The organism is Rhodococcus sp. USK13 (assembly GCF_018343855.1).
Classification (GTDB): Bacteria; Actinomycetota; Actinomycetes; order Mycobacteriales; family Mycobacteriaceae; genus Rhodococcus_F; species Rhodococcus_F oxybenzonivorans.
Window position 1 is genome coordinate 2835236 of the sequence record NZ_CP069242.1, and the last position, 12883, is coordinate 2848118.

The window sequence follows — 12883 nt, forward strand, 5'->3', positions numbered from 1 at the left end:
ACCCCGACCTTTCGTCTCGTCGCTGCTCGGACGCCGAACAACGGCCGTGTCGCTCCGTCGTTATCTGGGACACGGTGACCACCGCACGGCGTCTTGGTCAGGCGTTACCGTAGCGGTCGGCGAAGAGGCGACGGCGCTCGCCCACCCGTCGGCACTCTTCGCGCAGCTCAGGGGGATCGACGACGGTGAAGTCGGTACCGAAAGCGCTGAGCCAGTGAGCGATCGACGCCAGGGAGTCGCCGCCGAGCGCGACCGCGCAGTGGCCGTCCGGCAGTTCCTCGAGAGTGCCCCAGTCTTCGTGCACCATGGGTGCGATCTCACCGATCGGAGCGTGCAACAGCACTCGCGCGCGTACCCGGGTGACGGCGCGGGTGATTCCGCGGGCGACGAAATCGGCGGCGCCACCCGGTGGGAGCTCACGCGGCGTGAAGCGGGGTCCTGTCGGAATCTTCGGCGTCATCCGATCCACCCGGAACGAACGCCAGTCGGCGCGCGTGAGATCCCATGCCACCAGATACCAGCGGACACCGGACCGAACGAGTCGATAGGGCTCCACCTCGCGACGACTCTCGGTGCCGTCGTGGGTGCTGTAGTCGAAGCGGAGACGCTCGTGGTTGTGGCACACAGATGCGACGCTGGAAAGCACCTGTGCGTCCACGGCGCTCCGTGCAGGTTCTCGGTGCACCACGTCGACCTGCAACGTCTCGAGGCGGTGCCGAAGCCGCGACGGCATCACCTGCCGGAGCTTGGCGAGGGCGCGCATCGACGCGTCGCCGATGCCCACCACCGAACCGGTGGAGCCGGATTGGAGTCCCAGTGCGACCGCCAGGACCTCCTCGTCGTCGAGTAGTAGAGGCGGCATCTCGGCGCCGGCACCGAGCTGATATCCGCCGCCGACGCCGACGGTCGCGTCGACCGGATAACCGAGGTCGCGAAGCTTGTCGATGTCCCGGCGAACGGTGCGCGCTGTGATTCCCAGTCGATCGGCCAGTTCGGCTCCCGACCACTCCTTCCGGGTCTGCAGGAGTGAGAGCATCCGGAGGAGTCGTGCCGAAGTTTCTCGCATGACGACAAGAATGCCACCGATTGCGGACGGGTCCTGTCCTGATTAGGGGAGCAAACCGCCGGGTACGAAATCCCGGCAGGGCCCCCGGGCGGGCCACTACACTGGCCGCCGACGCTCCACGGACCATCGCACGAGTCTTGTAGTGAAAATCCGACGGAAAGGTCCTCGTTGAGAATGCACACGCGTGTCCGGCCGTATCCGGCCAGAGCGGTACTGGCCGCTCTCCTGTCCACCCTCTTCACGTTCGTCCTCCTCGTCTCACCGACCGCGACGGCCTCGGCCTCGGCGGCGGATCTCTTCAACAGTGCCCAGGGAAAGTTTGCTGACGGGGACGCCCGAGGTGCGCTCGCCGACATCGGCGGAGCCGTCGCCCAGGACCCGGGCGACCCGAATGCGGTGGCTTTGCAAGCGATCTATGCCGATGCCGCCTCCGACCTGATCACCCGCGAGGCCGCGCTCGCGCGACTGGGAGCGATGGATGCAGGCATGCGGGCCGGCGTGCACGGCCTGCTCGACGCCGTCAGGACTGCGTCGTTCACGCCACCGAACCCGCTTCCGGCAATCCAAGGCCCGTCCACCGCCATCATCGTTCTCGGTTACGGACTGCTGCCCGACGGCAGCATGCGCCCGGAGTTGATCAACCGGCTACAGGCCACGGTGATCCAGTCGTTCGTGTCGCCGTTCTCGCCCATCATCGTCACCGGCGGCAACCCACAGAACGGCATCACCGAGGCAGCCGCCATGCAGGGGTGGCTGCAAGCCAACGGTGTTGCACCCCAGCGGATCCACGCCGAGCACCGTGCCGGATCGACGGTAGCCAACGCGCTGAACTCGGTTCCGCTGGCGCGCTCGCTCGGTGCGGGTGGCGCGATCATTGTGACGTCGGCCAACCATATCCGTAGGGCAACGGTCGATTTCAACGTTGCCAGGCTTCCGGTGGTCGGCGCAATGAGCGCCGTTACCAGTGCGGGGCAGCTGATCGCCGAAGTCGCGCCCTTGACCAAGGACCAGCAACTCGGCATGTACCGAGATGCGATCCGGGTCTTCGGCATCCCCGCCGGTTACTAGGTGTGCGGCCCGATAGGGCAGTGCTGTGACGATTTCGTGTCATCGGTGTTTCCGCGACGAGAACGGTAGTCGGCGCAGGCGTGGGAGGTGCCACACTGCAGATCGTGGCAGTATTGCGACGCACCGACCGCAGGAGGACACATGCGCTTGTCGCCCCACGAGCAGGAGCGTCTGCTTCTGAGCTACGCCGCCGAACTCGCGCGCCGGCGGCAGCAGCGGGGCCTGACGCTCAATCATCCGGAGGCCGTCGCGATCATCACCGACCACATCCTCGAGGGGGCGCGGGACGGACGTTCGGTGGCAGAGCTGATGGTATCCGGGCGTGAAGTGCTCACCCGGTCGGACGTGATGGAAGGCGTCCCCGAGATGCTGCACGACGTGCAGGTCGAGGCGACCTTTCCGGACGGCACCAAGCTCGTCACCGTCCACGATCCGATTGCATAGGAGACACCGTGATTCCAGGTGAGGTGTTCTGCGCCGACGGCGTGATAGCGCTCAACGAGGGCGCGCCCCGCACGCGGCTCGAGGTCGTGAACGCCGGCGACCGACCCGTACAGGTCGGTAGCCATGTCCATTTCCCGCAAGCAAACTCCGCTCTGCACTTCGACCGCGTGGCCGCGCACGGCTTGCGGCTCGACATCCCCGCAGGCACGGCAGTGCGGTTCGAACCGGGCATCGCGCAGACTGTTTCGTTGGTGCCCCTCGGTGGCAGGCGCGAAGTGCACGGGCTGAACCTGACGCCTCCCGGAAAGCTGGACCCGTCTTGACCGAACTCAGCCGTGCCCGGTACGCCGAGCTGTTCGGCCCCACCACCGGCGATCGTATCCGGCTCGCCGATACCGACCTGCTGATCGAGATCACCGAGGACCGCAGCGGGGGACCAGGCCTCGCCGGTGAGGAAGCGGTGTTCGGTGGCGGAAAAGTGTTGCGGGAGTCGATGGGGCAGGGCCGTGCGACGCGGGCCGACGGTGCCCCCGACACCGTGATCACCGGAGTGGTGATCGTCGATCACTGGGGAATCATCAAAGCAGACATCGGTATTCGCGACGGCCGCATCGTGGCTCTCGGGAAAGCCGGCAACCCCGACACGATGTCCGGGGTGCACCCCGACCTGGTGGTGGGTCCCTCCACGGAGATCATTGCCGGGAACGGCAAGATCCTCACTGCCGGCGGGATCGACTGCCACGTGCACTTCATCGCACCGCAGATCCTGGAAGAGGCGCTCGGCGGCGGCATCACCACGCTCGTCGGCGGCGGCACCGGACCGGCCGAGGGCAGCAAGGCCACCACCGTCACACCGGGGTCGTGGCATACCGCACGGATGCTCGAGGCGCTCGACGGCTGGCCGATGAACATTGCCCTGCTGGGCAAGGGAAACACCGTCAGTTCCGAGTCGATGTGGGAACAGTTGCGCGGCGGAGTGTCCGGTTTCAAGCTGCACGAGGACTGGGGTTCGACGCCCGCCGCGATCGATGCGTGTCTCACGGTGGCCGACGCCGCCGGAGTGCAGGTGGCCCTGCATTCGGACACGCTCAACGAAGCGGGTTTCGTGGAGGACACCCTCGCCGCCATCGCGGGCCGAGCGATCCACGCCTATCACACCGAGGGTGCGGGCGGCGGGCACGCGCCGGACATCATCACGGTGGCCGCACACCCGAACGTCCTGCCGAGTTCCACCAATCCGACTCGGCCACATACCGTCAACACACTGGACGAGCACCTCGACATGCTGATGGTGTGCCACCATCTCAATCCCAAGATCCCCGAAGACCTGGCATTCGCGGAGAGCCGCATCCGGCCGTCGACCATTGCAGCGGAGGATCTGCTCCACGATCTGGGTGCGATCTCGATGATCGGCAGCGACTCGCAGGCGATGGGGCGCATCGGGGAGGTAGTGATGCGTACCTGGCAGACCGCCCACGTGATGAAACGGCGCCGGGGCTTTCTTCCCGGCGACAACGGGGCAGACAACCAACGCGTCCAGCGTTACGTCGCGAAGTACACCATCTGTCCGGCAGTCGCGCACGGGCTGGAAGAGGAGATCGGCTCCGTCGAGGTGGGCAAACTGGCCGACCTGGTGCTGTGGGAGCCGGCGTTCTTCGGAGTGCGGCCGCACGCGGTGATCAAGGGCGGCATGATCGCGTGGGCGGCGATGGGGGATGCCAACGCCTCTATTCCGACGCCGCAACCGGTGCTGCCGCGGCCCATGTTCGGGGCGGCGCCCAGGGCCGCCGCGGCGACCTCGGTGCACTTCGTCGCTCCCCACGCACTCGAGGACGGTCTGGCCGATCGGCTCGCGCTCGGCCGGCGGCTGGTTCCGGTCGCGAACGTGCGGTCCAGAGGTAAGGCCGACATGCCCCGTAACGACGCGCAACCCCGCATCGAGGTAGATCCGGATACGTTCACCGTCCGTATCGACGGTGAGGTGTGGGAGGAACAGCCGGCATCGGAATTGCCGATGGCACAACGTTATTTCCTGTTCTGATGCGCCTCGCCCATCTGTTCACGCTGGCCGACTCCAGGTTGCCGACCGGCGGGCATGTGCACTCGGGCGGGATGGAAGAGGCCGTCACCAGTGGTCTGGTCCGCGACATCCCCACGATGGACGCGTTCCTCCGCAGGCGAATCCGGGCGTCCGGGCTGGTCGCCGGGTCGATCGCCGCGGCTGTGTGCGACGGCCGGCTCTCCATCGACCAGGGCGACCTCGAGATGGATGCACGCACCCCGTCGCCGGCGGCGCGTACCTCGTCCCGCGCACAGGGAAGGGGCCTGCTGCGGTTGTCCCGCACCACCTGGCCCGAACAGAACTGGTCGCTGCTGGGAACGCGTCCGCACCTGCCGGTGGTGACCGGAGTGGTCGGGCGTCTCACCGGTGTCTCGGCCCGTGAGGCGGCGCTTGTCGTCGTCTACACCACCATGACCGGATCCGCGATCGCCGCGCAACGGCTGCTCGCGCTCGATCCCGCGCAGGTCGCCGCCTGCACCTTCACCTTGGCGGATCTGTGCGATGCCGTCGCCGATGACTGCGCGACCGGGCTGGCGAGCGTGTCCGATCCGCTTCTCGATGTCGTCGCCCAGCGCCACATGGAACGAGACCGACCACTGTTCGCGTCCTGACGAGTAAGCCTGACAAATACACTGAACGAGCCCTGAGTAAGGAGAGCAACCATGCCACCGCATGTCATCGACGGTGAGCCGCACGATCATCTACACGATCGGCCGAAGCGGACACGAGTAGCGGGTGAGCCGGTCCGGATCGGCATCGGCGGGCCGGTGGGGTCGGGCAAAACGGCTCTGGTGGCAGCACTGTGCAGGCAACTGCGCGACGAACTGTCCCTCGCCGTTCTGACCAACGACATCTACACCACCGAGGACGCGGACTTCCTGCGTCGCCACGCCGTGCTTCCGGACGAGCGGATCGCCGCCGTGCAGACCGGTGGCTGCCCGCACACAGCCATCCGCGACGACATCACCGCCAATCTCGACGCCATCGACGACTTGATCGACACCAACCCACCGCTCGACTTGATTCTCGTCGAGTCGGGCGGCGACAACCTGACGGCCACGTTCTCGTCCGGCCTCATCGACGTGCAGATTTTTGTCGTCGATGTCGCCGGTGGCGACAAGGTTCCGCGCAAGGGCGGTCCGGGGGTGACGTTCTCGGACCTGCTCGTGATCAACAAGACCGATCTGGCGCCGATGGTCGGTGCCGATCTGTCGGTCATGCAGCGGGACGCCGAGCAGGTTCGTGAGGGCAGGCCCACCGTGCTGATCTCGCTGACCGAGGACCCGTCGTCCGGGCCGGCTCTGGAGTGGGTGCGCGAGCAGGTACGCACGCTCGCCGACGTGCACGGGTAGTGCGCACCGAGCTGACCATCGTGGCGACTCCCGGCCGGAGCCCCCGGATCTCCGCCGTCGGCGGGCTCGCTGCCCGGATCACCGGGCGCGACACGGTACACGTGATCGGCACGGCCGCCACCCCGCTCGGCGGTGACCACTGGGACATCACCGTTCGGGTGCTGTCGGGGGCGCGGTTGTCGCTCCGCAGCGTCGCTGCGTCCCTGGCGCTGCCCGGCCGGGGATGCACGGTGTCGACGGCGCACTGGTCGGTCGATGTGGAAGACGACGCCGCCCTCGATTGCGCCCTGGAGCCGACCGTCGTGGCCGGCGCGGCCGAGCACCGGGTGGAATCGACCGTGCTCCTCGCACCGACGTCGACGCTGGTCTTGCGTGAGCGGGTACAGATCGGCCGCACGGGGGAACGCGCCGGAATCTGGATCGGGACGACCGACGCCGATCTGGGGAACGTTCCGCTGCTCCGGCACCGGCTGGAGTTGGGCGCCGGCACCGTCTCCCACGACGTTCTCGACGCGCCCGCCGCCCTCACCAGCGAGCTCCGCTATCCCGACGATCGTCCCGCCGAGGTGTCGGGCGACGCCCGCACAGCCCGAACACGTCTTCCGCTCGCACGAGGAGGCAGCCTCACGACGCAGCTCGGCCCGCGACTGTGAGCTGAGGGCGGGGGTGCCACGCATTTCCACCCCCGTACTGCGAGCGCCTAAGCTCTATCCTTGTGCTTTCCGTCGTTCCTCGCCCCGTCGTCGTCCGGGCCCCGTCCAAGGTCAATCTCCACCTGGCCGTCGGGGACCAACGCGCCGACGGCTACCACGAGCTGAACACGGTCTTCCAGGCGCTCTCCCTCGGCGACACCGTGTCGGTCGCGCCTGCGGATGCGCTGACCGTGAAGGTCCGCGGTGAAGATGCCCGCGTGGTTCCCACCGACAGCCGCAACCTCGTCTGGAAAGCCGCCGAGATGCTTGCGGTCGAGGCCGACCGGCGTCCCGACATCGAGATCTCGATCGACAAGGGCATCCCGGTTGCCGGTGGCATGGCGGGCGGCAGCGCCGACGCCGCCGCGACGCTGGTGGCCCTGAACGCGCTGTGGCATCTCGACCTCTCTCGTGAGGACCTCCATTCTTTCGCAGCGAAACTGGGTAGTGACGTGCCGTTTGCGCTGCACGGTGGTACCGCCTTCGGAACCGGACGCGGCGAGAGACTCCTGCCGGTTCTCTCGCGCAGCACCTTCCATTGGGTACTCGCGCTCGCGAAAGGTGGGTTGAGCACCCCCACGGTGTTCCGGGAACTCGACCGCCTGCGCGCCGCCGGCACACCACCGAAGCTCGGCGGTGCGGACGACCTCATGCATGCGCTCACGACGGGCGACGCTGCAACGCTCGCGCCGCTGCTGGGCAACGATCTGCAGGCCGCTGCCTTGTCCCTCGAGCCACGACTGCGGCGGACGTTGCGCGCCGGAGTCGCCGCGGGCGCACTCGCCGGCATCGTCTCCGGGTCGGGGCCGACCTGTGCCTTTCTGTGCGCTGACGCGGATGCCGCGGTCCGTGTCAGCGCAGAACTCGCAGGTGCGGGAGTGTGTCGCACCGTGCGGGTCGCGAGCGGACCGGTGCCGGGCGCCCGAATAATCAATGACGCGGCGGAGGGATCGCACTGATGGCGAATCTGATCAATCTCGAACAGGTATCGAAGTCGTTCGGCATCAAGCCGTTGCTCGATTCGGTGTCGCTCGGCGTACAGGAAGGCGAACGCATCGGCGTCGTCGGCCTCAACGGTGGCGGCAAGACCACGATGCTCGAGGTGCTCGCCGGTGTGGAGGCGCCCGACTCCGGACGCGTCAGCCGGGTCGGCGGCCTGCGGATGGCTGTGGTGACGCAACGCGGCGTCCTGCCGCCCGGCTCCAGTGTCGGCGACGTGGTTCTCGGACCGCTCGGCGTCGCCGCTCACGAATGGGCCGGTGACGCCCGCATCCGCTCCGTCCTCGCGGGCATCGGAATCGACAACCTCGGCTTGGAAGTCACCGTCGACGGACTGTCCGGTGGCGAGCGACGGCGTGTCGCGCTGGCGGCGGCGCTGGTGCAGGACCTCGACCTCCTGGTACTCGACGAACCCACCAACCACCTCGACGTCGAGGGGGTGCAGTGGCTGGCCGAGCACCTGGTGTCCCGCCGTAGCGCCCTCGTGGTCGTCACCCACGACCGCTGGTTCCTCGACACCGTCGCCAACCGCACGTGGGAAGTGGTGGGCGGCGGGGTCGAAAGCTACGAGGGTGGTTACAACGACTGGGTTTTCGCACGGGCGGAGCGGTCCCGGCAGGCGGACGCGTCCGAGGAGCGCCGGCGTAACCTGGCCCGCAAGGAGTTGGCGTGGCTGCGGCGCGGTGCTCCGGCCCGCACGTCGAAGCCCAAGTACCGGATCGAGGCCGCGGAGGCGTTGATCGCCGACGTGCCGCCGCCCCGCGACAACGTGGCCTTGGCGTCGTTCGCGCAGCGCCGGCTCGGCAAGGTGGTCATCGAACTCGAGGATGCCCGTCTCGAGACGCCCGACGGCCGGGTGCTCGTCGACGACCTCACGTGGCGGCTCGCGCCCGGTGAACGTGTCGGTCTGGTCGGGGTCAACGGTTCCGGCAAGACGACGTTGCTCCGCACGCTCGCCGGGGAAATCGAACCCGCGGCGGGCAAACGCATCCAGGGACAGACGGTCCACATCGGATGGTTGCGCCAGGAACTCGACGACCTCCCCATCGGCATGCGGGTCCTCGAGGCCGTCAAGGACGTCGCGGAGCGAATCACTCTGGGCGACAAGGAGGTCTCGGCCGGACAACTGGCCGAGCGGCTGGGCTTCACGCCGGCTCGCCAGCGAACACCGGTCGGTGACCTGTCGGGCGGTGAGCGGCGCCGCCTCCAGCTCACGCGAGTGCTGATGGCCGAGCCCAACGTCCTTCTTCTCGACGAGCCGACCAACGACCTCGACATCGACACCCTGCAGCAGCTCGAGGACATCCTCGACGGCTGGGCGGGCACGATGGTCGTCATCAGCCACGACCGCTACCTGATCGAGCGTATCTGTGACACGACGTGGGCACTGTTCGGTGACGGGAAGCTGACCAACCTCCCCGGTGGCATCGAGGACTACCTGCGACGCCGTGCGGTGATGGGTGACGTCGGCGCACCGTCCGTCGCGTCGACGGCGACGGGTGCGTCGGCGCCCAAACAGGCGCGTGACGGTGCGGCGGAACGTGCTGCGCGGAAAGAACTTTCTCGCCTCGAGCGTGCGGTCGCCAAGCTGGACGAGCGCGAGCGGAAGCTGCACGAGAAGCTGGCCGAGGCGGCGACGGATCCGGACAAGCTGCAGAAGCTCGACGTCGAGCTCAAGCAAGTGGTGGCCGAGAAGGAAGCGGCTGAGGAGCAGTGGATGGAACTGGCCGCCGATCTGGACTAGCCGGTCGGAAACCGAACGGTCAGCACACCGTCCCGGTCGGTGACATGGACCGTCCGGCCGATCACCGACCGCGGGGGAGTGCGGGTGTACGCCGACAGGGCTGCTGCGTCCTCGGGTCCGGTGCGTCCGGCGAGACGCCGTCCGTCGGACGTGTGTGCGACGACGAATCCGGTGGCGGGGACACCGTCGCGGCCGTACTCCACAGTGGTCGTGAGAATCTCGGCTTCGCCGGCGTATCCGGCGACGAGTTCGGGAGCGTCCGAACCGAGCTGTTCCGGCTCGGGGGTGCCGATGTAGCCGTTCCGGTGCGGCGTGCCCGAGAGCAGGACGACGTGCTGGTACGTCAGATATCCGCCGTTGCCGTGGACGAGGGCCGGGCCGGCGCCCTCACGAACGCGGCGGGTCACTTCGGCGATGGCGTGCAGGGTGTAGCTGTTGAGCGGGCCGCCGAAGAACGAGTGCCCACCGGTCACGCTGGGGACGGTGTCCTCGGGTAGGCAGAGTGCGCGAATCAACAATTTCGGGACCACCGGGAAGCAACTGTAGGCGTCGACGACGTCGAGGGCGGACGCCTCGAGGGAGGCCTGGGCCAGTGCCCGGCCGACGGCCCGGTTCATCGCCGCGGAGGTCCCGAAGCTGTTGCGGGCAAGCACATCCACCGGGTCGGTCGCTCCGGCGCCACCCCACAGATAGACCACTCGGTCGTCGGCGATGCCGTGTTCGCGGGCGAGCGCCAGGGAGCACACCACGACCGCTGCCGCCTGATCCACGAACGGCATGGCGTTGAGCATCAGGGGATACGGTTCACAGACCATGCGATTGCCCGGTCCGGTGGTCGCGATGTCTTCGGGGGTATACACCGTCGACGTCCACGACGCCGGATTCTTCGCCGCCAGCTCCGAGAAGGCCGAGTACATGCGGGCCGACCACGCCGAGGACTGCTCGGGTGTGCGGCCCGAGTCGTAGGTGAAGCGATTCTCGAACAAGGGATAGACGCGGGTCGGCACGATGAGCCCAGCCCGCTGCATGCCGGGGCTTCCGAGATCGGAGGCATCGAAGGCCGGTGGCCCACCCGGTGCCGCTACCCAGCCGAGCGACACCGGATCGGTGCCCGACTTCTGTAGCGCCGTCATGGTCGCCTGCGCCTCACCGCCCACCAGCAGTGCCACCGACGTTCGACCTCCGGCGATGTCATCACCGATGCGGTCGAGAAGAGCAGCAGGCCAATGGCCGCCGATCGGCGAGGTGCTCGCGGTGATGGGCGCCGGCACCTTCAGCCGGGCCGCGAGCAATCCCGGAAGATCGTCGTAGGACCAGCTGACGGTCTTGACCGCGTGTATCGCGTCGATCCGGGACCGCAGCGCTGCGACACCGCAGTCGGCAATCGCTGACTGCGCGGCCTCCGAGATGAGATCGAGTGGCTCCCGCGGGCCCGCAGGAACCCCACTTCGTCCGGACCGTACGTCACCGACACCGACGATGACGGGTATGCGCGCTGGATCGAGCATGGAAACCCCTTCGGTGTCCGGACGGTCGAGAACCTCGTCAGCGACACCCTAGTGTTGAACGCGTTATATGTAGATGTCGGGTCACATTCACCCTGGGCGGGATCGGAGAACGAGTGTGGCCGGGAAGTCGATCGGCGCTTTGTCGACGGGTGCGGGTGGGAAGTCGATTCGTGACCTTTTCGTGTCCCGAATCACGGCGCAAATATGCATGATCCGGGCAAAAGGGGGGAATCCAAGGCGAGCCCGCAGATGTTCGGACTAATCTGCAGTCCAGGGCATGCATGTCGCTGCACAGGAGGCGGGGGTCATGGATCTCGAAGCAATCAAACAGATCGAGCAGCTCAAGCACCGTTACTCTCGTGCACTCGATACCAAGTCGTGGGAAGAATTCGCCGACACCATGGTTCCCGAAGTCAAGGCCACGTACAGCGAATACCTGACGTTCGATTCCCGTGACTCCTTCGTGTCCTTTCTGGAGAACACGTTGGGCACCCATGTGATCACCGAGCACCAGTGCGGGCAGCCCGAGATCACCGTCACCGGTGACACGGCTGTCGGCGTGTGGTTTCTTGCAGACACCACGCTCATCCCCGAGGACGGCATGTTGCTGCGGGGGTCGGCCTACTATCACGACAGTTACGTCCGGTGCCCGGATGGTGCGTGGCGGATCACTTCCACCGGGTACGAGCGCACTTGGGAATCGGTGGCTGCGCTGTCGGACTTCCCGAGTTTCCGGCTGACTTCCAACAAATGGGCGATGTTGCAACCCCCCGCCTCGGCCTGACCGAGCACCGGAGGTTGCCACGACGAGGCGGGAGGTGACGATGTCGTCTGCAGTGCCCGTTCCCGGTGCGGTGCCGTACCTCACGGTGCGAAGAGGCACCGAAGCTGTCGAGTGGTATTCGGCGGTGTTCGGCGCGCGAGTGGTCGGGGAGCCGATCGTTTTGGACGACGGCAGGATCGGCCACGTGGAGTTGCAGCTCCCCACCGGGATGATCTACCTCGCCGAGGAGTTCCCGGAAATGGGTTTGACTGCGCCGGAGGCAGGTTCGACATCGGTCAGCTTGATGCTCGCCGTCGACGATCCCGACGCCGTCCTGTTGAGTGCCCGCGATGCCGGAGGGACCGTGGAGCGGTGGATCTCCGAGGGGCACGGGCATCGCAACGCCACCCTCATCGATCCGTTCGGGCACCGCTGGATGCTCGTCGGGCCGTAGGCCACACCGGCCCGCTACTGTCGGCACATGCCGATCGCACCGGACCCGTCGTCGTTCCCGGACACCCGGGCGTGGATACGGGCTTTGCCCGCGCTCACCGTCGTCGACCCAGCGCCTCCCGAACCACTGCCCGTCGATGCGTTGCCGGACGCGCCGCAGGTCCTCTTTCTCGACTGGCTCGCCGAGGCGGCGGCGGCCGGTGTTCCAGAACCGCACGCCGCCGCGTTGTCGACGGTGGACCCGGGCGGTCGGCCCGACGCTCGGTTCCTTCTACTCAAGGACGTCACGGAGCGAGGTTTCTGGTTTTCCGGCGACACGCGTTCGCCGAAGGGGCGTGATCTGACGTCGAACGCTGTTGCTGCGCTGACGTTCTACTGGCGGGAACGAGGGCGTCAGATCCGGGTGCGCGGGACCGTGGTCGACGGCGGTCCGGACATGTCGGCCCGCGACTTCCGGGAGCGGTCGGTGACCGCCCGCGCCGTCGCGACTGCGAGTCGCCAGAGCGAGGTACTCACCGATCCCGCGGAGTACGAACGGGTTGTCACGGCGGCGGCCGCGAGCATCGAGGCCGACCCCGACTTCGTGTCGAGCACGTGGCGAGCCTGGTGCCTAGTGCCCGACAGCGTCGAATTCTGGCAGGCCGATCCCGGGCGCCGGCATCAGCGCTGGAGCTACCGAAGAGAGCCCTCGGGCGAAGGGTGGACGCGCGCGATTCTGTGGCCGTAGGCGCC

General features: G+C 67.5%; 14 protein-coding genes. 12 read left to right on the plus strand and 2 right to left on the minus strand.

The annotated features are described in order from the left end of the window. Positions 1-97: 97 nt before the first annotated feature. On the minus strand, positions 98-1066 hold the full coding sequence (locus JQT59_RS15645; RefSeq protein ID WP_213576876.1) for a helix-turn-helix transcriptional regulator: 969 nt from the start codon (positions 1064-1066) through the stop codon (positions 98-100). Between the two features lie 174 nt (positions 1067-1240). Here JQT59_RS15645 and JQT59_RS15650 point away from each other — a divergent pair, with 174 nt between their 5' ends. The 9 genes from JQT59_RS15650 (at position 1241) to JQT59_RS15690 (ending at position 9427) form a co-directional block, all read left to right on the plus strand. Next, positions 1241-2134, plus strand: coding sequence for a YdcF family protein (locus tag JQT59_RS15650; protein ID WP_213576877.1), 894 nt, complete (start codon positions 1241-1243; stop codon positions 2132-2134). A gap of 141 nt (positions 2135-2275) precedes the next feature. Continuing rightward, the gene (locus tag JQT59_RS15655) at positions 2276-2578 is read left to right on the plus strand and encodes an urease subunit gamma (RefSeq protein WP_159925067.1); all 303 of its coding nucleotides are present in this window, start codon (positions 2276-2278) and stop codon (positions 2576-2578) included. 8 nt (positions 2579-2586) lie between these two features. Next, on the plus strand, positions 2587-2901 hold the full coding sequence (locus JQT59_RS15660) for an urease subunit beta (protein ID WP_109332442.1): 315 nt from the start codon (positions 2587-2589) through the stop codon (positions 2899-2901). Next, entirely contained in the window at positions 2898-4619 is a 1722-nt protein-coding gene (locus tag JQT59_RS15665; protein WP_213576878.1) for an urease subunit alpha, read from the plus strand. The genes JQT59_RS15660 and JQT59_RS15665 overlap by 4 nt, the downstream gene beginning before the upstream one ends. Next, positions 4619-5251 carry an urease accessory protein UreF gene (locus JQT59_RS15670; protein ID WP_213576879.1) on the plus strand — a complete coding sequence of 211 codons (633 nt, stop codon included), beginning with the start codon at positions 4619-4621 and terminating at the stop codon, positions 5249-5251. The genes JQT59_RS15665 and JQT59_RS15670 overlap by 1 nt, the downstream gene beginning before the upstream one ends. Positions 5252-5302: 51 nt before the next feature. Beyond that, positions 5303-5992, plus strand: a complete 690-nt coding sequence (ureG, locus tag JQT59_RS15675) for an urease accessory protein UreG (RefSeq protein WP_213576880.1) — start codon at positions 5303-5305, stop codon at positions 5990-5992. Continuing rightward, positions 5992-6645, plus strand: a complete 654-nt coding sequence (locus JQT59_RS15680) for an urease accessory protein UreD (RefSeq protein ID WP_213576881.1) — start codon at positions 5992-5994, stop codon at positions 6643-6645. The genes ureG and JQT59_RS15680 overlap by 1 nt, the downstream gene beginning before the upstream one ends. Positions 6646-6707: 62 nt before the next feature. Next, positions 6708-7643 (plus strand): 4-(cytidine 5'-diphospho)-2-C-methyl-D-erythritol kinase, encoded by a 936-nt coding sequence (locus JQT59_RS15685; protein WP_213576882.1) that lies wholly within the window; start codon positions 6708-6710, stop codon positions 7641-7643. After that, the gene (locus JQT59_RS15690; protein ID WP_213576883.1) at positions 7643-9427 is read left to right on the plus strand and encodes an ABC-F family ATP-binding cassette domain-containing protein; all 1785 of its coding nucleotides are present in this window, start codon (positions 7643-7645) and stop codon (positions 9425-9427) included. Before JQT59_RS15685 ends, JQT59_RS15690 begins: the two co-directional genes overlap by 1 nt. Here the strand turns inward: JQT59_RS15690 and JQT59_RS15695 are convergent. Beyond that, positions 9424-10935: an acetyl-CoA acetyltransferase gene (locus JQT59_RS15695; protein ID WP_213576884.1), complete on the minus strand. Its 1512-nt coding sequence runs from the start codon at positions 10933-10935 to the stop codon at positions 9424-9426. The two genes, JQT59_RS15690 and JQT59_RS15695, sit on opposite strands and share 4 nt — an antisense overlap. Positions 10936-11242: 307 nt before the next feature. Between JQT59_RS15695 and JQT59_RS15700 the strand changes: the two genes are divergently transcribed. Genes JQT59_RS15700 through JQT59_RS15710 form a run of 3 tightly spaced genes read left to right on the plus strand, consistent with a single transcriptional unit; the run spans position 11243 to position 12878 of the window. After that, positions 11243-11719, plus strand: a complete 477-nt coding sequence (locus tag JQT59_RS15700; protein ID WP_213576885.1) for a nuclear transport factor 2 family protein — start codon at positions 11243-11245, stop codon at positions 11717-11719. A gap of 40 nt (positions 11720-11759) precedes the next feature. Next, positions 11760-12152, plus strand: a complete 393-nt coding sequence (locus JQT59_RS15705; RefSeq protein WP_213576886.1) for a VOC family protein — start codon at positions 11760-11762, stop codon at positions 12150-12152. A gap of 27 nt (positions 12153-12179) precedes the next feature. Next, positions 12180-12878 (plus strand): pyridoxine/pyridoxamine 5'-phosphate oxidase, encoded by a 699-nt coding sequence (locus tag JQT59_RS15710; RefSeq protein ID WP_213576887.1) that lies wholly within the window; start codon positions 12180-12182, stop codon positions 12876-12878. Positions 12879-12883 lie beyond the last annotated feature (5 nt).

Coding starts and splice junctions, on each gene's coding strand:
- JQT59_RS15690 (WP_213576883.1), top strand. CDS start 7,643: ATGGCGAATCTGATCAATCTCGAACAGGTATCGAAGTCGTTCGGCATC.
- JQT59_RS15705 (WP_213576886.1), top strand. CDS start 11,760: ATGTCGTCTGCAGTGCCCGTTCCCGGTGCGGTGCCGTACCTCACGGTG.
- ureG (WP_213576880.1), top strand. CDS start 5,303: ATGCCACCGCATGTCATCGACGGTGAGCCGCACGATCATCTACACGAT.
- JQT59_RS15670 (WP_213576879.1), top strand. CDS start 4,619: ATGCGCCTCGCCCATCTGTTCACGCTGGCCGACTCCAGGTTGCCGACC.
- JQT59_RS15655 (WP_159925067.1), top strand. CDS start 2,276: ATGCGCTTGTCGCCCCACGAGCAGGAGCGTCTGCTTCTGAGCTACGCC.
- JQT59_RS15695 (WP_213576884.1), bottom strand. CDS start 10,935: ATGCTCGATCCAGCGCGCATACCCGTCATCGTCGGTGTCGGTGACGTA.
- JQT59_RS15650 (WP_213576877.1), top strand. CDS start 1,241: ATGCACACGCGTGTCCGGCCGTATCCGGCCAGAGCGGTACTGGCCGCT.
- JQT59_RS15645 (WP_213576876.1), bottom strand. CDS start 1,066: ATGCGAGAAACTTCGGCACGACTCCTCCGGATGCTCTCACTCCTGCAG.
- JQT59_RS15700 (WP_213576885.1), top strand. CDS start 11,243: ATGGATCTCGAAGCAATCAAACAGATCGAGCAGCTCAAGCACCGTTAC.
- JQT59_RS15710 (WP_213576887.1), top strand. CDS start 12,180: ATGCCGATCGCACCGGACCCGTCGTCGTTCCCGGACACCCGGGCGTGG.